Origin of the sequence: Rhodococcus sp. LB1 (genome assembly GCF_001583455.1) — a bacterium.
GTDB lineage: Bacteria > Actinomycetota > Actinomycetes > Mycobacteriales > Mycobacteriaceae > Rhodococcus_F > Rhodococcus_F opacus.
This window is the reverse complement of record NZ_LTCZ01000080.1, coordinates 21129-47870: the sequence shown is the minus strand read 5'-3', so window position 1 is coordinate 47870 and position 26742 is coordinate 21129. Positions and strand designations below refer to the sequence as shown.

General features: G+C 69.5%; 1 protein-coding gene. It reads left to right on the top strand.

From position 1 onward, the window contains the following. Positions 1–26742, top strand: a complete 26742-nt coding sequence (locus tag AZG88_RS14520; protein ID WP_061698085.1) for a non-ribosomal peptide synthase/polyketide synthase — start codon at positions 1–3, stop codon at positions 26740–26742.

Below are 26742 nucleotides of genomic sequence, written 5' to 3'. Positions count from 1 at the left end.
ATGACGAGTGTGAATTCGCCGCAGCCGAATAACGGCGCCGAAGATGTGAACGTTCCCGAAGGGGCATTCCCGCTCTCCTCGGTGCAACGGAGCATGTGGTTTGCCCAACAGCTGAGCCCCACGGTTCCCAAGTTCATCGCCCAGTACATCGAGTTGCGGGGCGAGATCGACCTGGACCTGTTGAGCGACGCGGCGGTGCGGGCCGGTCAGGAGTTCCAGTCGCCGTTCCTGCGACTGCTGGACGTCGACGGGGAGCCCTACCAGGCGGTCGATTTCAGCATCGACCCGTCGATCGGCTTCCTCGACTTCCGGGGCGAGTCGGACCCGATGGCCGCCGCGCAGGTGTGGATCGACGAGGATTACGCGACGCCGCTGCGGCTCACCCGGGACCGGCTCGTCGAGATGACCGTCCTGCAGGTCGGTGAGCAGCACTACTTGTGGTACACCAGGATTCACCATGTCGCGCTCGACGGGTACAGCGGAATGACCATGGTGAACCGGATCGCTGCGCTGTACACCGCAGCGGTCGAGGGCGCCGAACCGGAACCGAACCGTGCGCTGGATCTGCGCGACCTCTACGAGCTGGACCAGAAGTACCGGGCGTCGAGCCGCTTCGAGAACGACCGGTTGTACTGGGCCGAACGCATTGTCGGCATCGAACACGGTTCGACGCTCGCCACCCACGACGCCCCCGCGGCGGCGAAGAGCCGGCTCGAGAGCGCGAAGATCTCCGAAACCGCACTGGGTTTCCTCGGAGAGTCGGATCAGCGGGTCGGCGCCACGTCGGCGGCCGTGCTGCTCGCCGGGTTCGCCTGCTATCTGTCCCGTATGACGGGCAAGCGGGACGTGCTCATCAACCTGCCGGTGTCGGCGCGCACCACGGCGCCGTTGCAGCGGTCCGGTGGGATGCTCGTCAACGTCGCCCCGCTGCGGATCACCGTCCGCCCGGACGACACGGTGGCCGAGCTCGTGCAGCGGACCCAGCTCGAACTGATGGGTGCGCTGCGCCATCAGCGGTGCAGCCTCGAGGACATCCGCCGCGATGCCGGACTCGCCGGGACCGCGGAGGGCCTCGCCGGCCCGATGGTGAACGTCATGCTGTTCCACCAGGCGTTCACGCTGGGCACGGTCACGGGCGAGTACCACATCGTGACGTCGGGACCGGTGGACGACCTCCTGGTCAACATCTATCAGAGCGGTGACGGCCAGACGCTCCTCGATTTCCGCGGCAACCCCAACCGGTACGGCTCGGAGGAGTTGCGCGCCCACCACCGCAGGTTCGTGGAGCTGGTCGAGGAGTTCGTCACGGCCGAGCCGCAGACGCGGACCGCCGACATTCACGCCGAGAGCGCACGCCTCGGCGCGCGGTTCCTCGAGCGGGAGGCCCAGCTCGCGTTCTGGAAGCGGGAGTTGGTGGGCCTGCCGGACGTGACGGCACTGCCGCTGGACCGGCCCCGCCCAGCCGAGCGGTTCGGGGCGGGCGAGGTCGTCGGGTTCGCCGTCGACGCGGACGTGCAGCGCCGCGCGGCACAACTGGCCGAGGAGGCGGGCACCGGGATCTTCACCACGCTGCACGCCGTGCTCGCGGTCCTGCTGGGCCGGCTGGGCGACACCGACGACGTGGTGATCGGAACGCCGATCGTCGGGCGCGAGGCGTCCGACTCCGACGACCCGGAAGCCGGAGCATTCTTCAACAAGACCGTCTTACGGTCGCAGGTGGATGTTGCATCGTCGTTCGTCGACCACCTGAGCCGGGTCCGGGACGCCGACCGGGCCGCGTTCGCGCATGCGGCGCTGCCCTTCGACGATCTCGTTGCCGCCCTCGTGGCCGAATCCGATCCGTCGCACTCGCCGCTGTTCCAGGTGATGCTCGAATTCACCGACGGCGGGCACCCGCACGACACGTCCGGGAACGTGACGGTCAGCCCGATCCAGCGCGAACATCGGGCGCTGGGACTGGATCTCGTGTTCTCCCTCACCGAATCGGAGACGGGCGGCATCAACGGCCGGCTGCGGTTCGCCACGGACGTGTGGGACCGCGACAGCGCGGAGGCGCTCGCCGCGCGCTTCGTCCGCATCCTGCAGGCGGTGACGTCGGACCCCGCCGCACCGGTCGGGGACGTCGACCTCCTCGAGCAGGTCGAGTACGCGGAACTCGCGCCGGTCCGCGACGAGCCCTCGGTGGAGCCCCGCACGCTTCCCGCGCTGCTCGCGCGCGCCGTGGAGGCGGGCGGCGCCGGGGACGCCCTCGTCTACCAGGGACGCACGCTGACCTACCCCGAACTCGACGATCAGTCGGATCGCCTCGCCCGCATGCTGATCGACCACGGAGTGGGGCCGGGTTCGGTTGTGGCGCTGGCGATCGCGCGGTCGATCGAGTCGGTGCTGGCCACCTGGGCGGTCGCGAAGTCCGGGGCCGCGTTCGTCCCGGTCGACCCGAACTATCCGGCCGACCGCATCGAGCACATGCTCACCGATTCCGGTGCGGTTGTCGGTCTCACCGTGGCGGCGCACCGGTCGTCGCTGCCCGAGACCACGCCGTGGCTCGTGATGGACGACGCGTCGTTCGGCCGGGACCTGGCGAAGCACGCGGCCGGCGCGGTCACCGACGCCGACCGTCTCCGCCCGTTGCGGACCGCGGATCCGGCCTACCTGATCTACACGTCCGGCTCCACCGGCACACCCAAGGGTGTCGTCGTGACCCACGTCGGCCTGGCGAATTTCGCCGAGGACGAGCGGCAGCGGTTCGACGTGACCGTGGGGGCCCGCACCCTGCACTTCTCCTCGCCGAGTTTCGACGCGTCCATCCTGGAACTGCTTCTCGCAGTGGGTGCCGGCGCCACGATGGTGGTGGCACCGTCGACGGTGTACGGCGGCACCGAACTCGCGGACCTGTTGCGCCGCGAACGGGTGACGCACGCGTTCGTGACCCCGGCCGCGCTGGCATCCGTCGATCCCACCGGGCTCGACCACATCCGGTGCGTCGTCACCGGTGGCGAGAGTTGTCCGCCTGCGCTGGTGGCACAGTGGGCGCCGGGGCGGGTCATGTTCAACGCATACGGACCGACCGAGGCCACCGTGGTCGCGAGCGTGGCAGGACCGTTGACGGTCGGCGAACCGGTGACGATCGGCCGCCCGTCCCGCGGTTGCGGTCTGCTGGTGCTCGATTCGCGGTTGCACCCCGTCCCGAGAGGGGTCCCCGGCGAGCTGTACATCACCGGCGACGGTGTGGCACGTGGGTACCACAATCGGTCGATCCCGACGGCCGAACGGTTCGTCGCCGACCCCCATGGCGCGCCGGGCGAGCGAATGTACCGCACCGGAGACCTGGCGCGGTGGAACGCTGCCGGTCAGCTGGAATACCTGGGCCGCACCGACTTCCAGGTGAAGATCCGCGGCTTCCGCATCGAACTCGGCGAGATCGACGCCGTCGTCCGCTCGCACCCGAGTGTGGCGTTCGCGACCACAGTCGGACGGACCGCGCCGTCCGGCGACACGGTGCTGGTGACGTACGTGCTCCCCGAGGACGGGACGGACATCGTCGTCGGCGACATCCTCGAACACGCCGCCGCCGCGCTGCCCGCGCACATGGTGCCCGCCCGGGTGATGGTGCTCCGCGAGGTCCCGCTGACCCCGGCGGGCAAACTCGACCGGAAGGCGTTGCCGGAACCGCAGTTCGAGGCCACCTCCACCGTCTACCGGGCGCCGGTGACACCCACCGAGATGCAGATCGCGGAGGTGTTCGCGGCGCTTCTGGGGGTCGAGCGCATCGGCGTCGACGACAGCTTCTTCGACCTGGGCGGCGACTCCCTCGTCGCGACCCGCGTGGTGTCCCGGGTCAACGCGGCCCTGAGCACGGAGATCGGGGTGCTCGATCTGTTCGAGGCGCCCAGCGTCGCATTGCTCAGTGCCCGCGTGGACGCGCTCGGGCCCCGCACCTCCGCCCGCCCCGTGCTCGCTCCGCGGGCCGGGTCCGGCCCGGTGCAGGTGTCGCTGGCGCAGCAGCGGATGTGGTTCATCAACCAGCTCGACACCGCCTCGCCCGCATACAACATTCCCGTCGGTATCCGGCTGCGCGGCACACTCGACGTGGAGGCGCTGCGGACCGCGGTGAGTGACGTCCTCACCCGGCACGAGTCGCTGCGGACGGTGTTCCCGAACACCCCCAACGGTCCCATCCAGGTGGTTCTGCCGGTCGCGGAAGTGAGCCCGCCCCTCGACACGGTCGAGGTGGCCGAGAACGAGCTCGAATCCCGCCTGATCGCCGACGCCGCAGCCGGGTTCGACGTCACCGTCGAACCGCCGATCCGGGCGCAGCTCTACCGCACCGCGACCGACGATCACGTGCTGGTGTTCGTGGTGCACCACATCGCCGCCGACGGCCTGTCGATGACGCCGCTGACCCGAGACGTGATGGTGGCCTACCACGCCCGCGCCGCCGGCGACACGCCGCAGTGGTCGCCGCTCGAGGTGCAGTACGCCGATTTCGCGGTGTGGCAGCGCGAGCTGCTCGGTTCCCCCGACGATCCGACGAGCCTCCTCGCCCGGCAGCTGGCGTTCTGGGCCCGCACCCTCGACGGCGCCCCCGAGGTCATGGATCTGCCGACCGATCGGCCGCGCCCCGCCCGGCAGTCGATGATCGGCGCCACCGCCGACTTCTCCATCCCGGCGCGCATCCACGCCGCGCTGCTCGAGATCGCAGTCGCCAACGACGCCAGCCTGTTCATGGTGGTGCACGCCGCCCTCGCGGTCCTGCTGTCCCGGTCGAGCGGATCGTCCGACGTGTCGATCGGATCCCCGGTCTCCGGTCGTGGCGAACGGCAACTCGACGACGTCGTCGGCATGTTCGTCAACACCGTCGTCCTGCGCACCACCGTCGACCCCGATCGCAGCTTCCCCGAGATCCTCTCGCACACCCGATCCGTGGATCTGGAGGCGTTCAGCAACACCGATCTGCCCTACGAGCGGCTCGTCGACGAACTGAAGCCGACCCGCTCCGAGGCACATTCACCGCTGTTCCAGGTGATGCTGGTGCTGCAGGGATTCGCGAACACGCGGCTCGAGCTGCCCGGACTCGATGTGGAGGTCGAGGCCCTCGAGACCGGCGCCGCCAAGTTCGACCTGCAGGTCATCCTCACCGAGCACACCGAGGGATCCGGCGCCCCGGGGGCGATCGACGTCCAGTTCTCGTACGCGTCGGAACTGTTCGACCCGCCGACGATGACGGCGCTGGCCGAACGCTTCGTCACCCTCCTCGAGACCATCACCGCGGGTTCGGACGCGAAGGTCGGCGACATCGACCTGATCGGCGCGGACGAGACCCACCGGATGCTCGAGCAGTGGATCCACACCGACGTCGCCGTGCCGGACTCGGCGACCCTGGTCAGCCTGTTCGAGGCACAGGTGGCACGGACCCCGGACGCCGTCGCCGTCGTGTTCGCCGAAGAGGAACTGCTGTACGCGGAGTTCGATGCCCGCGCCAACCGGCTGGCACGCGAACTCCTCGCCCGCGGCGTCGGACCCGAATCCCGGGTCGCCGTCGCCCTGCGCCGGTCGCTCGAGCTGATGATCGCGATCTACGCGGTGGAGAAGACCGGGGCAGCGTACGTTCCGCTCGACCCCGACCACCCGGCGTCGCGAATCGCCTACGTGATCGAGAGTGCCGAACCCGCATGTGTTCTCACCGCCTCCCGCGACCGGTGCGAGGGCGTCGACGGCGCGGCCGGTGCCTCCGTGATCGAGATCGACACCCTGAACCTGTCCCGGCGGCCGAGCACCCCGATCACCGACGCCGAGCGGGGCGGTCCGATCCACCCCGATTCGACCGCCTACGTGATCTACACGTCCGGATCGACGGGCCGCCCCAAGGGTGTGGCCGTCAGCCACCGCGCGATCGTCAACCGGTTGCTGTGGATGCAGGACACGTACCGGATGGATCACACGGACGTGGTGCTGCAGAAGACTCCCGTCACGTTCGACGTGTCCGTGTGGGAACTGTTCTGGCCCCTCGAGGTGGGTGCGCGACTCGTCCTCGCCGCGCCGGACGGACACCGCGACCCGACGTATCTGTCCCACATCATCGCCGACCACCAGGTCACCACCATGCACTTCGTGCCGTCGATGCTGGCGGTGTTCACGGCGGGCGCCGAACCGGAACTCTGCGGTTCGCTGCGTCAGGTGTTCTGCAGCGGTGAGGCGCTCCCGCCCGCCACCGCCGACGCATTCCGGGAATTCGGATCCGCGGCGCTGCACAACCTGTACGGCCCGACGGAGGCCGCCGTCGACGTCACCTACTGGGAGTGCACGGAAGGCGATCGGGCCTCGGTCCCGATCGGCGCGCCCGTGTGGAACACGCAGCTGTACGTCCTCGACTCCCGGCTGCACCCGGTGCCGGTCGGGGTGCACGGCGAGCTGTACCTGGCCGGCATCCAACTGGCCCGCGGCTACGTCGGGCGCAGCGATCTGACGTCGGACCGGTTCGTGGCGAACCCGTTCGGCGCGCCGGGACAGCGGATGTACCGCACCGGCGACGTCGTCCGCTGGCGTGCCGACGGCAACATCGAATACATCGGCCGCCGCGACTTCCAGGTCAAGCTCCGCGGTCAGCGCATCGAACTCGGCGAGGTCGAGGCGGCGGTGCTGGCGCACCCGTCGGTGGCGCAGGCCGTCGTGACCGTGCACCGCAGCGAGGCCACCGGCGAAAGCCTCGTCGGCTACGTGATCCCCGTGGCAGGCGCCGACATCGACACCGCCGTCGTGCGCGACGCGGCGGCGGAGACGCTGCCCGCCTACATGGTGCCGACCCGGATCATCGTCCTCGACCGGTTCCCACTCGGGGCCACCGGCAAGTTGGACCGGGGCGCCCTGCCCGAGCCGGAATTCCTCAGCCCGTCTGCCGAATTCGTCACCCCGCGCAACCCGATCGAGGAGATCCTCGCGTCGATCTTCGCGGATCTGCTCGACGCTCCCCGTATCGGTGTGTACGACAGCTTCTTCGACCTCGGCGGCAACTCACTGGTGGCCACCCGGCTGGTGGCGCGGGTCAATGCCGCGCTGGGCAGCCGGATCGGGGTCCGGGAGATCTTCGACGCCCCGACCGTCGCGACCCTGGCCACCCGGATCGAATCCGAGGCCGTGCAGGGCGCCGAACGCCCGCCGCTGGTGGCCGGGGTGCGCCCCGACCGACTGCCGGTCTCGCTGGCGCAGAAGCGCATGTGGTTCATCAACCAGTTCGACCTCGACTCCCCGGCCTACAACATCGCGCTCGCGGTGCGGTTGACGGGCGATCTCGACGAGGATGCGATGCAGGACGCCGTCGCCGACGTGATGGACCGGCACGAGTCGCTGCGCACCCGGTTCCCGATGGTGGAGGGCGAACCCGTCCAGGTGATCTTGCCGACCGAGGACGTGGTGCCGGATCTGTCGCCGGTAGCGACGACGGAAGCGGAACTGCCCGAGCACATTTCGCGACTGGCGGGCGCCGGCTTCGACGTCACGGTGTCGGTGCCGGTGCGCGCCGCACTGTTCCGCACCGATCCCGGCGAGCACGTTCTCGTCATCGTCGTCCACCACATCAGCGCCGACGGCTTCTCCATGGCCCCGCTTGCCCGGGACGTGATGACCGCCTACGCGGCCCGGACCGGGGGACAGGCGCCGGACTGGACGCCGCTGCCGGTGCAGTACGCCGACTTCGCGCTCTGGCAGCACCGGGTGCTCGGCAACGCAGAGGACCCCGACAGCCTGCTGGCCGCCCAACTCGACTACTGGACGCACACGCTCGCCGGGCTTCCGGAACTGCTCGCGCTGCCGACGGACCACCCCCGGCCGACGCAGCAGTCGATGCGCGGCGGCATCCACTCGTTCACCATCGATCCGCAGGTGCACAGCCGGTTGATCACGACTGCCCGCGAACACAATTCGAGTGTGTTCATGGCCGTGCACGCCGCGCTGGCCGTGCTGCTGGCCCGGCTGGGCGACACGGACGACGTGGCGGTGGGCACCCCCATCGCCGGTCGTGGCGACGCCGCCCTGGACGACATGGTCGGCATGTTCGTCAACACCCTGGTGCTGCGCACCCCGGTCGAACCGGCAGGCACCTTCACCGACCTGCTGTCCACGGTCCGCGACACCGACCTCAACGCCTTCCACCACGCGGATCTGCCGTTCGAGCGACTGGTCGACGCGATCTCGCCCGAACGCGCGACGTCGCATTCGCCGCTGTTCCAGGTGGTGCTCGAGTTCCGCAACAACGAGCGGCCGCGGCTGGAGCTGCCCGGGTTGACCGTCACCGGCCTCGACCTGGCCACCGACATCTCCAACTTCGACCTGCAACTGACGCTCACCGAGGAGTTCGGGGTGTCGGGCGAGCCCGCCGGGATCTCCGCGGCCTTCACGTACGCGTCGAGCCTGTTCGACGCGTCCACGATCGCCGGTTTCGCCGATTACCTGCAGCGGATCTTCGACGCGGTGACGTCCGAGCCGGGCATGGCCGTCGGTGACATCGACCTGATGGTGGCATCCGAACGTGCGGCGCTCACCCCGGTGATGGACGGGCCCGACGCCGAACCGCGGACCCTGCCCGAACTGCTCGCGGCCGCGGCCGCAGTGAACCCCAAGTCGGCCGCGCTGTCCTACGAGGGCAGTGAAGTGACGTACCGCGAACTCGACGAGCGGTCGAACCGTCTCGCCCGCTTGCTGATCGGGCGCGGCATCGGCCCCGAATCGGTGGTGGCGCTGGCGCTGGCGCGGTCGCCGGAGTCGGTGCTGTCACTGTGGGCGGTCGCCAAGACCGGTGCCGCGTTCGTCCCGGTCGACCCGAACTACCCGACCGACCGGATCGTCCACATGCTCAGCGACTCCGGTGCGGCGCTCGCCCTCACCGTCGCCGAGTTCCGTCCCACACTGCCGGACTGCACGTCCTACGTCGTGGTCGACGCACCCGGATTCGACGACGAGGTGAGTGCGCACTCCGCCGCGGTCGTCACGGACGCCGATCGGACACACCCCCTCGCGCTGGAGAACCCGGCCTACCTGATCTACACGTCCGGATCCACCGGCACCCCGAAGGGCGTCGTCGTCACCCACCGCGGCCTGGCGAACTTCGCCACCGACGAACGCGTCCGCTTCGGGGTCACCCCGCGGTCGCGCACGCTGCACTTCTCGTCGCCGAGCTTCGACGCGTCGATCCTGGAACTGCTGCTCGCGGTCGGCTCCGGCGCAACCATGGTGATCGCTCCGGCGTCCGTCATCGGCGGCACCGAACTCGCCGACGTGCTCCGGGAGGGCCGGGTCACGCACGCGTTCATCACCCCCGCCGCCATGGCGTCGGTGGACCCCGCGGGCCTCGACCAGCTCGAGTGCGTCGCCACCGGCGGCGACGTGTGCCCGCCGGAGCTGGTGGCGCAGTGGGTGACCGGGGACAGGCGGATGTTCAACGCCTACGGCCCCACCGAGGCGACGGTCGTGTCGAGCGTGACGGGACCGATGCTTCCGGGTGAGGGCGTCACCATCGGCCGTCCGCCGATGGGAACCGGGGAGATGGTGCTCGATTCACGCCTGCACCCGGTGCCCAACGGGGTGACCGGCGAACTGTACGTCACCGGTTCCGGTCTGGCCCGCGGCTACAAGGACCGGGCGGGCACGACGGCGGAGCGTTTCGTCGCCAACCCGTACGGGGGCCTCGGGGCCCGCATGTACCGGACCGGTGACCTGGCGCGCTGGAACGGTGACGGCCAGCTCGAGTACCTGGGCCGCAGCGACTTCCAGGTGAAGATTCGCGGTTTCCGCATCGAACTCGGCGAGATCGAGACCGCCCTCACGCGCTACCCGGGGGTCGCCCGTTCGGTGGTGTCCGCGCACAAGGGCAGCACCGGCGCCAACCGGCTCGTCGGATACCTCGTCCCCACGGCGGGTGCCGAACTCGACGCGGAGGCGGTCCTCGATTTCGTCGGCGGATTCCTGGCCCCGTACATGGTGCCGTCCGCACTGATCGTCCTCGACGAGTTGCCGCTCACTCCCGCAGGCAAGCTGGATCGCCGCGCGCTGCCCGAGCCGGACTTCGGGGCCCGGGTGTCGGCCGGCCGCGCGCCGGTGTCGGAGATGGAAGAGGTGCTCGCCGGACTGTTCGCCGAGGTCCTCGGTCTGGAATCCGCCGGTGTCGAGGACTCGTTCTTCGCCCTCGGCGGCGACAGCATCCTGACCCCGCGGGACGTGTTCGAGGCCAAGACCGTTGCCGGTCTCGCCGCGGTGGCGTCGTGGGTGGGCGCCGCCGACATCGTCGTGCTCGACGAACTGCCCGGTGGCGGAGTCGGCGACATGCCGACCACCCCGATCACGAAGTGGCTGCTCGAACGGGGCGGCGAGTTCAACCGGATGTCGCAGTCCGCGCTGCTGACCGCACCGCCGAACCTCCGCGAACTCGAACCCCTGATCGCCACGTTCCAAGCCGTCCTCGACCGGCACGACATGCTCCGCGCGCAGCTGATCGTCTCCGCCGAGGACTCGCATCTCGCCGTCCGCCCGGTCGGTGCGGTCGACGCGCAGGACCTGATCCGCCGGGTCGCCGTGTCCACGGCCCCGGGAACCCCGGTGTTCGCGGCGACGGTGATCGCGGAACTCGACGCCGCGCTGGACCGGCTCGACCCCGCGGCCGGCGTCATGGTGCAGGTGGTGTGGTTCGACGCCGGGGAATCCGGTGGCCGCCTGCTCGTCGTCGCGCATCACCTCGTCGTCGACGGTGTGTCGTGGCGCATCCTCGTCCCCGACCTCGCGACCGCGTGGGCGCAGATCTCTGCAGGCCAGGAACCGATCCTCGAACAGGTCGGCACGTCCATGCGCCGGTGGGCGCACGGACTGGTCGACGAGGCGACGAACCGGGCAGGCGAACTCGACCTGTGGCAACGCATCCTCGACTGCGAGGACCCGCTCGTCGGCAGCCGTCCGCTCGACCCCGACATCGACGTCAACGCGACCGTCGGCCGCGTCACGGTGCAGCTGCCCGCCGAGGTCAGCGAGGCCGTCCTCACGGCTCTGCCGGAGGCGATCCACGGCAGCGTGAACGACGGACTGCTCACTGCGCTGGCGATGGCGGTCACCCAGTGGCGGCGCACCCGCGGCCACACCCTGCACGGCAGGTCCGTCGACGGGACACTGGTGAGCCTCGAGGGACACGGCCGTGAAGATCAGGTCGTGCCGGGCGCCGATCTGGGCCGCACCGTCGGCTGGTTCACAGCGATGTTCCCGGTGCGTCTCGACCTGTCGGGCATCGACCTCGACGACGCGTTCGACGGCGGGAAGGCCGCCGGATCCGCGATCAAGGCGATCAAGGAACAGTTGCTCGCGATCCCGGACCACGGCATGGGTTACGGCATGCTGCGGTACCTCAACGCCGACACCGCACCGCTGCTCGCGGCGCGCTCGCTGCCGCAGATCAGCTTCAACTACCTGGGACGCTTCGCCGCCGACCTGTCCGAGGCGGCCACCCGCGCCGGCTGGACGCCGACCGGTGAAGTCGACATGGATCGTGCGCAGGACCTCGACACCCCGGTCACCTCGGCCATCGACGTCAACGCGGTCACCACCGAGGTGGAGGACCGGCCTCAGCTGCGCGCCACCTGGGCGTACGCGGCCGGTGTCCTGACCGTCGCCGATGTCCGCGAACTCGCCGGACTGTGGGTCCGGGCGCTCACCGCGCTCACGACGTACGCGGCCCGCCCCGACGCCGGCGGCGTGACCCCGTCCGACCTCGAACTGGTCAGCCTCGACCAGGACGCCATCGACCGCATCGAATTGCGCTTCCCGGCACTGTCCGACATCTGGTCACTGTCGCCGCTGCAGTCCGGACTGCTCTTCCACGCACTGCTCGCCGATCAGACGATCGACTCGTACACCGTGCAGGTGACACTCGAACTGCGCGGTGCCGTGCCGTCCCGCATGCGGGTGGCCGGGCAGGCCCTGCTCGACCGGCACGCGAACCTGCGGGCGTCGTTCGTGTACGACGAGGGCGGCACCCCCGTCCAGGCGATCCACGGGTACGCCGAACTGCCCTGGACGGAGATCGACCTGTCCGGTCTCGACGCGGAGAGCCGCGAAGCCGAGATCGCGCGACTCCTCGACGCCGATCGGCGCCGCGGGTTCGACATGGCCACCCCGCCGCTGTTGCGGTTCATGCTGATCCAGATCGGTGGGGACGAGCAGCGCCTGATCGTCACCAATCACCACATCCTGCTCGACGGCTGGTCGATGCCGCTGCTGATCCGCGACCTCCTGACCCTGTACGCCACGGAGGGTGACGCCACGGCGCTGCCGCGGGTGCACCCGTACCGCGACTACCTCGCCTGGATGTCGCACCGCAGCACCGAGGACTCTCTCGGTGTGTGGCAGCGTGCCCTCGCCGGGGTGGAGGAGCCGACGCTGCTCGCCCCTGCCGACGCGTCGGTCCAGAGCGACACGCAGTCCAGTGAACTGCTCGTCGAACTCGACGTCGACCGCACCGATCAGCTGAGTGTGCTCGCACGCGAGCACGGTCTGACCTTGAGCACCCTGATCCGCACCGCGTGGGGAATCGTGCTGGGCGGCTTGGTCGGCCGCTCCGACGTGGTCTTCGGTGGGACGGTGTCGGGTCGGCCTCCGCAGATCGCCGGGATCGAGTCGATGGTGGGTCTGTTCATCAACACCCTGCCGGTGCGGGTGGTTCTCGATCCGCGGGAAACGCTGGGGGAGTTGCTCGAACGCATTCAGGGCGAGCAAGCCGCGCTGCTGGACCACCACTACGTCGGATTGACGGACATCCAGTCGGTGGCCGGTCCCGGTGCCGGTTTCGACACGCTGACCGTGTTCGAGTCGTATCCCGTCGACCGGGAGGGGCTGACCGATCAGACCGACATCGCCGGCATGCACGTCCTCGACGTGCACGACAGCGCGAACGCCGCCCACTACCCGCTCGCGCTGATCGCCTCGGCGCACGAGAATCTGCAGCTGAAGCTGGAGTTCGTCGAGGAACTGTTCGACCGGGCCGACGTCGAGCGGATCGGCGACCGGATCATCCGGGCGCTGATCGCGCTCGCCGAGCACCCCGGGATGAAGCTCGCGCAGCTGCGCCTGCTCACCGAGGCCGAGGAGGCCGAACTGGTTCCCGCCCGCGGCGTGCCCGGCCGCTCCGTGCGCACACTGCCGCAGATGTTCACCGACACGGCCGCGACGTCGGGCGACGCGACCGCGCTGGTGTTCGGGGACCGCCGGATGTCCTACCGGGAACTCGACGAACGGTCCAACCAGCTCGCGCGCCTGCTCATCGACCGCGGCGTCGGCCCGGAAGACATCGTGGCCCTGGGTATCTCACGGTCCATCGAATCGGTCCTCGCGGTCTGGTCGATCACCAAGACCGGCGCAGCGTTCGTTCCGGTCGATCCGACCTACCCGCGTGAGCGGGTCGAGCACATGGTCACGGATTCCGGGTGCACGTTCGGTCTCCGCCTGGACGCCGACCACGGCCGGCTCCCGGACACGGTCAGCTGGCTGACCCTCGACGACCCCGACACCGACGCCGCCATTCGGGCGATGTCCACCGACCCCGTGACCGACGACGACCGCGTCGTGCCCCTGCGCTTCGCGCACCCGGCGTACGTCATCTACACGTCCGGTTCCACCGGCAAGCCGAAGGGCGTGGTGGTCAGCCACCGCGGCCTCGACAATTTCGCCGAGGAACAGCGGACCCGCTACGCGACGGATTCGACGTCGCGGGCGTTGCACTTCTCCTCACCGAGCTTCGACGCTTCCGTCCTCGAATACCTCCTGTCGTTCGCCGTCGGCGCGACCATGGTGATCGTGCCGCCGTCCGTGTACGGCGGCGAGGAGCTCGCGGAGCTGATCCGCACCGAGGGCGTCACCCACGGGTTCGTCACCCCCGCGGCGCTGGCCTCCGTGGACCCCGACGGTCTCGAGGTGTTCCAGAACGTGGTCGCCGGCGGCGAGGCGGTCCCTCCGGAACTGGTGACCCGCTGGGCCCCGGGCCGCACCATGTACAACGGCTACGGTCCCACCGAGACCACCATCATGAGCAACCTCAGCGACCACCTGCAGGTGGGGGAGACGGTCACGATCGGTGGCCCCGTCCGCGGCGTCTCCGAGGTGATTCTCGACTCGCGGCTGCAACCGGTCTCCGTCGGCGTCGCCGGCGAGCTCTACATCTCCGGTGAGGGCCTGGCCCGCGGCTACCATGCACGCGCCGCACTGACCGCCGAACGGTTCGTCGCCAACCCCTACGGCCCACCCGGCGAACGCATGTACCGCACCGGCGACCTCGCGCGGTGGCGGTCCGATCACACGGTCGAGTACCTGGGCCGCACCGACTTCCAGGTGAAGATCCGCGGCTTCCGCATCGAGCTCGGCGACATCGACAGCGCGCTCGCTGCGCACCCGACCGTGTCGTTCGCCGTCACCCTCGGGCGCCCCGGGCCCGCCGGCGACACCGTGCTCGTGTCCTACGTGCTGCCGGAGGCCGGATCGGTGCTCGAACCGCCGGAGCTGAAGGAGTGGACGGCGAACCTGCTGCCCGCGCACATGGTGCCGTCCAGCATCATGATCCTCGACGAGATCCCGCTGACCCCGGTCGGCAAGCTCGATCGGGCTGGGCTGCCCGAACCGCAGTTCCTGCCCACGTCGGACGACTTCCGGCCGCCGTCGACGGTCCTCGAACACACGATCGCCGACGTCATCACCACGGTCCTGGGAATCGAACGAGTCGGCATCGACGACAACTTCTTCGACATCGGCGGAAACTCGCTGATCGCAACCCGTGTCGCCGCACGCCTGACCGCGGAACTGGACACCGACATCGGCGTTCGCACCCTGTTCGAGGCACCGACGATCCATCAGCTGGCCCGCCTCATCGAGTCGACGGCATTCGCACCCGCGCAGGACGGCGCCCACGTCCGGATCCCGCTCGGCCCGATGCCGCGGCCCGCGCACGTGCCGGTGTCGCTGGCGCAGAAGAGGATGTGGTTCCTCAACCAGTTCGACACGTCGTCGGCGGCCTACAACATCCCCCTGGCCGTGCGGCTGACCGGTCACCTGGACGTGGAGTCGCTGCGTGCAGCGGTGACGGACGTCTTCGTCCGCCACGAATCGTTGCGGACCGTGTTCCCGTCCCACGACGGCGAACCGACCCAGGTGGTGCTCTCACCCGGTCAGTGGACCCCGAACCTCGAGATCGTCGAGGTGTCCGAGGACGAACTCCGCGAGCACATCGCCGGTCTCGCGACCGCCGGCTTCGACGTGACGGCCGACGTGCCGATGCGGTCGGCGCTGTTCGCACTCGCCCCCGACGATCACGTGCTCGTCATCGTGGTGCACCACATCTGCGCCGACGGGTTCTCGCTCACCCCGCTCGCCCGGGACGTCATGACCGCGTACGCGGCCCGCATCGCGGGGAGCGCACCGCAGTGGAACCCGCTGTCGGTGCAATACGCCGACTACACGCTGTGGCAGCTCCAACTGCTGGGCGACGAGAGCGACGCCGAATCGCTGATCTCCCAGCAACTCCGGTACTGGACGGATCAGCTGGCCGACCTGCCCGAACTCCTGCAGCTGCCCACCGACCGGGCGCGACCGGTCCAGCAGTCGTTCCGCGGTGCGCAGGTCGACTTCACCATTCCGGCGGACGTGCACCGGGCGCTGGCGGCGTTGGCGCGCAAGCACAACTCCACCATGTTCATGGCCGTCCACGCGGCCCTGTCGGTGCTGCTGTCCGCGCTGTCGTCCACCGAGGACATCGCGGTCGGCACACCCATCGCGGGCCGTGGTGACGCGGCACTCGACGACATGGTCGGCATGTTCGTCAACACCCTGGTGCTGCGGAGCGCCGTCGACCCGGCAGAGGGTTTCGGTGCCCTGATGGATCAGGTGCGGGCCACCGACCTGGCCGCGTTCCACCATTCGGACCTGCCGTTCGAGCGGCTCGTCGACGTCCTCGCGCCGGAGCGCTCCACCGCGCACTCGCCGCTGTTCCAGGCACTGCTCGAGTTCCGGAACAACGAGACACCGCGGCTCGAGCTCCCGGAACTGACCGCGGCCGCCGTCGATTTCGATCTGGAGGTCGCCAAGTTCGACCTGCAGCTCAGCGTCGAGGAAGGATTCGACGCGGACGGTGTGGCGTCGGGTATCGCCGCGTCGTTCATCTTCGCCACCGATCTGTTCGACGCCGGCACCGTCCGTACGTTCGCCGACCGGTTCCTGCGCATCCTCGGCGCCGTCACCTCCGACCCGCACGCCCCGGTCGGTGACATCGTGATCACCGACGCCGCCGAGCGGTCGGCGATGGCGACCGAATGGAACACCGCCGGACTCGACGCGGGCACCGACACCCTCGCGGACCGCTTCGCGCAGAGCGTGGCCCGGTTCCCCGATGCCACGGCGGTGACGTCGGAGGATGTGGCACTGACCTACGCCGAGCTCGACGCCCGGTCGAACCGACTGGCCCGCCTGCTCATCTCCCAGGGAGTGGGGCCGGAAACGCTGGTGGCCGTGGCACTCCCACGCACCTGCGACCTGATCATCGCCCTGCTGGCGGTGATCAAGACCGGCGGCGGCTACCTGCCCGTCGACATCACCTACCCGGCGGACCGGCTGGCGTTCGTGTTCGAGGACGCCGCACCGAACTGTGTCATCACCACCACGGGAGACGTCTCCGCTCTGCCCGACTCGGAGACCCCGGCGATCCTGCTCGACGACCCCGAGACCACCGCGGACCTCGCGCAGCAGACGCCGGCGACGATCACCGACGCCGACCGGGTGACACCTCTCGACTCCTCGTCGGTGGCGTACGTCATCTACACCTCCGGGTCGACGGGCCGCCCCAAGGGCGTGGTCGTCTCGCACCGCAACGTGCTGACGTTGTTCGCGAACACGCAGCCGCTCTACGGGTTCGACGAGAACGACGTGTGGACGATGTTCCACTCGTACGCATTCGACTTCTCCGTGTGGGAGCTGTGGGGTCCGCTGCTCTACGGCGGCCGACTCGTCGTCGTCGACTACTACACGGCGCGGTCGCCGGAAATGTTCCACGAACTCCTGCGGAACGAGCAGGTCACCGTCCTCAACCAGACCCCGACCGCGTTCTATCAGCTCGCCGAGACCGACCGCATCGTCTCGGAGATCGACGTGAACGCGGCGGCACTCGCGCTGCGGTACGTGATCTTCGGTGGTGAGGCTCTCGACCTCGGTCAGCTCGGCCGCTGGTACTCGCGGCACGACGACTCCGCCCCGACCCTGGTGAACATGTACGGCATCACCGAGACGACGGTCCACGTCAGCTACCTGGCGCTCGACCGCGAGTTCGCCGAGTCCGCGTCGGCCAGCGTGATCGGCCGCGGAATCGCCGGGCTGCACGTGCACGTCCTCGACCGGCGCCTGCACCCGGTTCCCCCGGGCACCATCGGGGAGATGTACGTCTCGGGTGACCAGGTGACCCGCGGCTACCTCGGCCGGGCCGGGCTCAGTTCGACCCGGTTCGTGGCCGACCCGCTCCGTCCCGGGGCGCGGATGTACCGCACGGGTGACCTGGCGCGCTGGAACACCGACGGCCAGCTCGAGTACCTGGGCCGCAGCGACTTCCAGGTGAAGATCCGCGGGTTCCGCATCGAACTCGGCGAGATCGAATCCGCGCTGCTCCGATACCGCGGCATCGCCCAGGCCGTCGTCCTCACCCGCGGCGACGGGCACGGCGGTCACCGGCTGATCGGCTACGTGGTTCCGGAATCCGGCGCCACCGTCGAGGTGTCCTCGGCGCTCGAATTCGTCGGCACCCAGCTCACCTCGTACATGGTGCCCGCCACCCTCGTGGTGCTGGACGCGCTGCCGTTGACGAGCAACGGCAAACTCGACCGCCGCGCGCTGCCGGAACCCGACTTCGGGGCCCGGGTGTCGGCGGGCCGCGCCCCGGCCACGGAGATGGAAACAGTCCTCGCCGGTCTGTTCGCCGAGGTGCTCGGTCTGGAATCGGTGGGTGTGGACGATTCGTTCTTCGCACTCGGCGGCGACAGCATCATGTCGATCCAGTTGGTGGCCCGCGCGAAGGCGGCGGGTGTGGTGCTCACCCCGCGGAACGTGTTCGAGGCCAAGACCGTTGCCGCGCTCGCCGAGGCCGCCTCCTGGGCGGGCGCCGCCGACATCGTCGTGCTCGACGAACTGCCCGGCGGCGGGATCGGCGAGATGCCGGTCACCCCGATCACCGCGTGGCTGCTCGAACGGGGCGGCGACTTCCGCCGCTACACCCAGACCGCGCTGCTCTCCCTGCCCGCCGCGGCCGACGAGACGCTGCTGAAGCGCACGATCGCGGCCGTCGTGGATCACCACGACATGTTGCGGGCGCGTCTCCTCGGTGCCGAGCCGCAGTGGCGGATCGAGGTACAGGCCGTGGGCGCGGTCGACGTGGACGACGTGCTGCACCGGGTCGAGGTCGCGTCGGTGGTCGGTTCTGGATTCGCCGAGACCGCCACCCGGGAACTCGATGCCGCGGCAGGACGACTGGACCCCGAGGCCGGGGTGATGCTGCAGATGGTGTGGTTCGACGCCGGCGACGAGGGCGGGCGGCTGCTGGTCGTCGCGCACCACCTCGTGGTCGACGGTGTGTCGTGGCGGATCCTCGTCCCCGACCTCGCGACCGCGTGGGCGCAGATCTCCGCGGGTCAGGAACCGGCCCTCGAACCGGTCGGCACGTCGATGCGGCGCTGGTCGCACGGACTCGTCGAGGCGACACGCGACCGCGCCGACGAGATCGAACTGTGGCGCCGGGTGCTCGAAGCCGACGACCCGCTGATCGGATCGCGTCCGCTCGACGCCGCGATCGACGTGGCGGGGACGGTCGAGAAGGTCACCGTGGAGGTGCCCGCCGACGTCACGGACGCACTGCTGACCCGTGTGCCCGAGGCGTTCCACGGCGGCGTCAACGACGGACTGCTCACCGCGCTGGCGCTGGCGCTGGCCCAGTGGCGGCGCACCCACGGCGACTTCACCCGGGAGTCGCTGGTCAGCCTCGAGGGCCACGGCCGCGAGGACCAGGTGCTGCCGGGCGCCGATCTGGGCCGCACCGTCGGCTGGTTCACGGCAATGTTCCCGGTGCGCCTGGACCTGTCGGGCATCGACCTCGACGACGCGTTCGCCGGTGGCAAGGCCGCCGGGTCCGCGGTCAAGGCGATCAAGGAGCAGCTGCTCGCGATCCCGGACCACGGCATCGGCTACGGCATGCTCCGCTACCTGGACCCGGAGAGCGCCGATCAGCTGCGGGCGCTGGCGAAGCCGCAGGTCACGTTCAACTACCTGGGCCGGCTGGGCGGCGCGACGTCCACCGACATCCACGGTCACGCCTGGGTTCCGGTGACGGACACGAAGCTCGACGACATTCCCGCCTCCGACATCCCGGTGGCGTCGGCGCTCGACATCAACGCCGTCACCGGCACCGGGGCCGACGGCAACCGGCTGCGGGCCACGTGGGCGTTCCCGACCGGGGTCCTCACCCCGTCCGAGGTCCGCGCGCTCGCCGATCTGTGGGTTCAGGCGCTGACCGCGCTGACCACCCACGTCGCGCGGCCCGACGCCGGCGGAGTGACCCCGTCCGACCTCGACCTGGTCACCCTCGACCAGGACGCGATCGACCGGCTCGAGGCCAGGTTCCCGGCGCTGTCGGACATCTGGTCGCTGTCACCGCTGCAGTCCGGGCTGCTGTTCCACGCCCAGTTCTCGGACGCCACGGTCGACCCGTACCTGGTGCAGCTGGCGCTGAAACTGCGCGGCGACATCGACCCGGACCGGATCCGCCGGGCCGGGCAGGCCCTGCTGGACCGGCACCCCAACCTGCGGGCCGCGTTCGTCCACGACAGTGCGGGCGCCTCCGCACAGATCATCCAGCAGCACGTGGTACTGCCGTGGTCGGAATTCGACCTCTCGGCACTCGACCCCGACGAGACCACCCGCGAATACGACCGGATCGTGGCACAGGACCGGTCGGTGAAGTTCGACATGGCGAACGCGCCGTTGCTGCGTCTCGCCCTCGTCCGGCTGACCGAGGACGACTACCGGCTGATCCTGACCAACCACCACATCCTGCTCGACGGCTGGTCGACTCCGCTGGTCATCCGCGACCTGCTGACCCTGTACGCGTTGGACGCCGACGGCAGCCTGCTGCCGCGGGTCCACTCCTACCGCGACTACCTGTCGTGGATGAAGCGCCACGACACCACGGACTCCCTCGACGCCTGGCGCACCGCGCTCGACGGGGTCGAGGAGCCGACCCTCCTGGCCCCGTTGGAGCGGGGTGAGGCGCACTCCGTTGTCGCGGAGGAGACCGCCTTCACACTGTCGGAGGAGCAGACCACCCGGTTGCGGGACCTGAGCCGCGAACGCGGGCTCACCCTCAACACCGTCGTCCAGACGGCGTGGGGAATCGTGCTGGGCGGCTTGATCGGCCGCTCCGACGTGGTGTTCGGCGGGACGGTCTCGGGCCGGCCGCCGCAGATCGCGGGCATCGAATCGATGGTGGGTCTGTTCATCAACACCTTGCCGGTGCGGGTGACCCTCGACCCGTGGGAATCACTGGGCGAGCTGCTCGAACGTGTGCAGAGCGAACAGGCCGCGCTGCTCGATCACCACTACCTGGGCCTGACGGACATCCAGTCGGCGGTCGGCGGCGGCGGTGCCTTCGACACGCTGACCGTGTTCGAGTCGTACCCGGTGGACGAGGCGGGGCTGACGGAACAGACCGACATCGCCGGGATGTTCGTCACCGGCATCGACGGCAAGGACTCCGCGCACTACCCGCTCGCCGTCGTCGCCTCCGGGGACGCGCGGCTGAACTTCAAGTTCGAGTACCTCCCCGAGGTCTTCGACGAGAGCACGGTCGACGAGATCGCGGACCGGCTGCAGCGGGTGCTCGACGCCCTCTCCGACCGGCCCGAGATTCCGCTCGCTCACATGCAACTGCTCACCGAGGCCGAACTCGCCGAGTTCGCGCCGGTACGCGGCCGCCCCGGGTTCTCCGTCCGGACGCTGCCGCAGATCTTCGAGGACGCCGCCGCCCTGGATCCGAACCGCACGGCACTGACGTTCGAGGGCCGCAACGTCTCCTACCGGGAACTCAACGAACGCTCCAACCAGCTCGCCCGAGTTCTCATCTCCCGCGGCGCGGGCCCGGAGACGTTCGTGGCGCTCGGCATTCCCCGATCGATCGAGTCGGTACTCGCCGTGTGGGCGGTGGCCAAGACGGGCGCCGCATTCGTCCCCGTCGACCCGAACTACCCGATGGACCGAATCGAGCACATGCTCACCGATTCGGGCGCCACCATCGGACTGACCATGGCCGCGTACGAGAAGGCGCTACCCGACTCGGTGCCGTGGCTGCAGCTCGACTCGCCCAAGTTCGAGAAGGCCTGCCAGTCGAAACCAGCTCTGCCGGTGGCAGATTCGGATCGACGGTCGCCGATAAGCCTCGACAACGCCGCCTATATCGTCTACACCTCCGGTTCGACGGGCAAGCCGAAGGGCGTCGTGGTCACCCACGAGGGCCTCGACAACTTCGCCGAGGACCAGCGTCAGCGTTTCGCCGCCGCGCAGACGTCCCGCACACTGCACTTCTCGACGCCCAGCTTCGACGGGTCGGTGTTCGAGTACCTGCAGGCGTTCGGGGTCGGCGCCACGATGGTGATCGCACCGCCGACGGTGTACGGCGGAGCGGAACTGGCCGAACTGATCAGGTCCGAACACGTCACCCACGCCTTCGTCACCACCGCGGCGCTGTCCACGGTCGACCCGGAGGGGCTCGACGAGTTCCAGCACGTCGTGTTCGGCGGCGAGGCGTGCCCGCCGGAACTGGTGACCCGCTGGGCGCCCGGCCGGCAGCTGTCCAACGCGTACGGCCCCACCGAGACCACTGTGATGGCCAACATCAGCGACCCGATGACGGTGGGCGACCCCATCACCCTCGGCGGCCCGATCCGCGGAGTCGGTGAGCTCGTGCTGGATTCACGTCTCCAGCCGGTGCCCGTCGGAGTGCCCGGCGAGCTGTACATCACCGGTGCGGGTCTCGCCCGCGGCTACCACCGGCGCCCGGAACTGAGCAGCCAGCGGTTCGTCGCCAACCCGTTCGGTGAGGCAGGGGAGCGGATGTACCGCACCGGCGACATCGTCCGGTGGCGGGCCGACCACACCGTCGAGTACGTGGGCCGCAGCGACTTCCAGGTGAAGATCCGCGGATTCCGCATCGAACTCGGCGAGATCGACAACGAGATCGCCACGTTCCCCGGGGTCAGCTTCGCCGCGACCCTCGGTGTTCCCGGCCCGTCCGGTGACACGGTGCTGGTGACCTACCTGCTGCCCAACACGGCCGGCGGCATCGACCCGGCCGAGCTGACCGCGCACCTGTCGACCCGGCTCCCCGCGCACATGGTGCCGACGAGCGTCATGTTCCTGGACGAGATCCCGTTGACCCCGGTGGGCAAACTGGACCGGTCGGCGCTGCCCGCACCCGAGTTCCACGTCACCACCACCGAGTTCCAGCCGCCGACCAACGATCTCGAACGCAAGATCGTGGACATCTTCGCCGACGTCCTCGGTATCGAACGGATCGGCATCGACGACAACTTCTTCGATCTCGGCGGAAACTCGCTGGTCGCCACCCGTGTCACGGCACGGTTGCGGGACGCCCTCGACACCGACATCGGTGTGCGCGCCCTGTTCGAGGCGCCCGACGTTCGGTCACTGGCCGCACGAGTCGCCGACAGCGTGAGCGGCGGCGCCCGCCCCGCACTCGCACCGGTAGAACGGCCCGACCGGATTCCGCTGTCGCTGGCGCAGAAGCGGATGTGGTTCCTCAACCAGTTCGACACGTCCTCACCCGCCTACAACATTCCGTTGGCCGTCCAACTGACCGGAACCCTGGACGAGGACGCCCTGCGGCTGGCGATGGCCGACGTCCTCGAACGCCACGAGACGCTGCGCACCGTCTTCCCGACGGTCGACAACGAACCGACCCAGCGGATCCTGCCCGCCGCCGAGGCGCAACCGAACGTCGACACCGTCGCGGTGGCGGCGGAGGACCTGCCGCGGCACATCATGGATCTGGTGTCCCGTGGGTTCGACGTCAGCACCGACGTGCCGGTCCGGGCGGCCCTGTTCCGGATTGCGCCCGACCTTCACGTGCTGACGATCGTGGTGCACCACATCAGCGCGGACGGATTCTCCCTGGCGCCGCTCGCCCGCGACGTCATGGTGGCGTACACGTCACGGCTCGGCGGCGACGGCCCGCAGTGGGATCCGCTGCACGTCCAGTACGCCGACTACACGCTGTGGCAGCACGCCGGACTCGGCTCGGAGAACGACCCCGAATCGATGATCAACCGGCAGTTGCGGTTCTGGTCGGAGACGCTGGCCGGGTTGCCGGACGTCATCCAGTTGCCGACCGACCGGCCGCGCCCGATCCAGCAGACGTTCGAGGGTGATCGGGTCGAGTTCGCGATCGACGCCGACCTCCATCAGCGGCTGACGGCACTGGCCCGGGCCAACAACGCCACCATGTTCATGGCCGTCCACGCCGCGCTGGCCGTTCTGCTGTCGAGGCTCGGCAGCACCGACGACGTCGTCATCGGCACCCCCGTCGCCGGGCGCGGTGAAGCCGCCCTCGACGACATGGTCGGCATGTTCGTCAACACCATGGTCCTGCGGAACCGGATCGACCCGGCGTCGACGTTCACCGAACTGGTGCAGCAGATCCGGGAAACCGACCTGGCCGCGTTCCAGCACTCGGATCTGCCGTTCGAGCGCCTCGTCGAGGAACTCAACCCGACCCGGTCCACGTCGTACTCGCCCCTGTTCCAGGTGGCCCTCGAATTCCAGAACAACGAGAACCCGACACTGGAACTGCCGGACCTGCGGGTCGAGAACGTGGACCTCGAAACCAAGGTGGTGAAAGAGGATCTCGAGGTGATCCTGGCCGAGCGGTTCGATCAGGACGGCGCGCCCGCGGGTGTCGCCGGCGGACTCGACTTCGCGGTCTCCCTCTTCGACCCCGCCACGGCACGCTCGATCGCGGACCGCTTCGTCCGGATCCTCGCGGCCGTCACCGCCGACCCGGACCGGCCGATCGGCACCCTCCCGCTGCTCGACGACGCGGAGATCGAGGAGATGGTCCCGGCGCGCGGCAAGCCCGACGTGCGCCCCGAGGTGTGGCCCGACCTGCTGACGGCCGCCGCGGCACTCGACCCCGATTCGATCGCGTTGTCCTTCGAGGACCGGCAGGTCACCTACCGCGAACTCGACGAATGGTCCAACCGGCTGGCGCGGGTGCTGTGCGCCCAAGGCGTCGGGCCGGAGACGTTCGTGGCCATCGGTATGCCGCGATCGATCGAGGAAGTGGTGTCGATCTGGTCGGTCGCGAAGTCGGGTGCGGCGTTCGTGCCCGTCGACCCGACCTACCCACGGGACCGCATCGACTACATGCTGACCGACTGCCGGGCCTCCGTCGGCCTGACCGTCGCCGATCGTCGCGACAATCTGCCGGACACCGTGCAGTGGCTGGTGCTCGACGACGAGTCGTTCGCCGAGCAGGTCGCGGCCGTCTCCTCGGCGCCGGTCACCGACGCCGACCGCACGCGCCCGCTCCATCTGGCCAACCCGGCGTACCTGATCTACACGTCGGGATCGACCGGTAAACCGAAGGGCGTCATCGTCACTCACCGCGGCATGGCCAACCTCACCGCGGAGGAACACGAACGGTTCCAGGTCACACACGACTCCAGGGTCTCGCATCTGGCGTCCCCGAGCTTCGACGCGTCGATCTTCGAGCTGATGATGGCGTTCGGGGCGTCGGCCCGGGTCGTGATCGTGCCGCCCACCGTCTTCGGTGGCACGGAGCTGGCGGACCTGTTCCGGCGCAACGCGGTGACGCACGCGTTCATCACACCCACCGCGCTGTCGTCCATCGAGGACGTGGGACTCGAATCGCTCCGCGTCCTCGCGGTGGCCGGTGAGGCCTGCCCGCCGGAACTGGTGGAGATCTGGGGCAGGCACCGCAACATGCACAACGGGTACGGGCCCACGGAGACCACCATCCAGGCGAGCGTCAGCGCCCCGATGCGTCCGGGTGGGGTCGTGAACATCGGCGCACCCGCACTGGGATTCGGTTCGCTGGTCCTCGACGAACGCCTGCAGCCCGTCCCGGCGGGTGTGCCCGGCGAGCTGTACATCACCGGACCCGGACTGGCACGCGGGTACCACAACCGGTCGGCGCTGACGTCGGAACGGTTCGTCGCCTGCCCCTTCGGGGAGCCCGGTCGCCGGATGTACCGCACCGGCGACGTGGTGCGCTGGCGCGGCGACCACACCATCGAGTACATCGGCCGCACCGACTTCCAGGTGAAGGTCCGCGGATTCCGCATCGAACTCGGTGAGATCGACGCCGTCCTCGCCCGCCACCCCGCGGTCGCGTTCGCAGCCACCATCGGTCACACCGGACCGTCCGGCGACACGCTCCTCGCGTCATACGTGCGGGCGGCCGAGGGACACGATCTCGAGCCGGCGGAGGTGCGTACCCACGCGGCCGACCGCCTGCCCGCGCACATGGTCCCGTCGGCCGTGGTCGTCCTCGATCAGATCCCGATGACCCCGGTCGGCAAACTCGACCGCAAGGCGCTGCCCGCGCCCGAGTTCGGCACCACCGGCGCGGCCTTCCGGGCCCCGACGACGGCGACCGAGAGGATCATCGTCGAGGCCTTCGCCGAGGTGCTGGGCGTCGACCGGGTCGGCACCGCCGACAGTTTCTTCGACCTCGGCGGCAACTCGATCGTCGCCACCCGGGTGATCACGGTGCTGCAGGAACGCCTCGGACGGCAGATCCCGTTGCAGTCCATGTTCCTCGACCCGACACCCGCGGGCCTGGCACTGCGGGTCGACACCGAGAACGCGGCCGGGTCGCCGGTGGACGAGGCGCTCGGTGTGGTCATCCCGCTGCGGCCGACAGGGGAGAAGCCGCCCCTGTTCTGCATCCATCCCGGCATCGGCCTGTCGTGGGGTTATGCGGGACTCCTGCAGCACCTCTCGCAGGACCGGCCGGCGTTCGGCCTGCAGTTGCCGATCATCAGCGGCGGCCCGAGCTTCGAGTCGATCGAGCAGCTGGCGCATCAGTACGTGCTGGAGATGCGCAAGGTCCAGGCGTACGGGCCCTACCACCTGCTGGGCTGGTCGCTCGGCGGCGTCATCGCCCACGCGATGGCCGTCGAACTGCGGCGGGAAGGCGAGGCGGTCGACACGCTGGCCGTCATGGACAGCTACGTGACGAACGGGACCGACCAGGGCCCGGAGAGTCTCACCGTGTCCGAGTTGCTCCACGGGCTCGGACTGGACCTCGAGTCCGTCTCCGGGGAGGAAATCACCTACGAGCGCGCTGTCGAGTTGCTGGACGACGCATTCGGGCAGAAGACGGGACTGACGCCGCAGCACCTCGAGCGGATCAGCGCCGGATTCACGAACTCCTCGCGGATCATGAACAACTTCCGCCCGCAGGTGTTCGACGGGGATCTGCTGTTCTTCACCGCCGCCGGATCAGGGTCGACGGACCAGCATTCACCCGAGGAGTGGCGGAGTTCCGTCACCGGAGGCATCCGGGAAGTGAAGATCGAGTGCGAGCACAACCAGATGATCGAACCCGAGGTTCTGGCCGTGGTGGGGCCGGTCCTCGAGGATTATCTGAGCACGCATTGA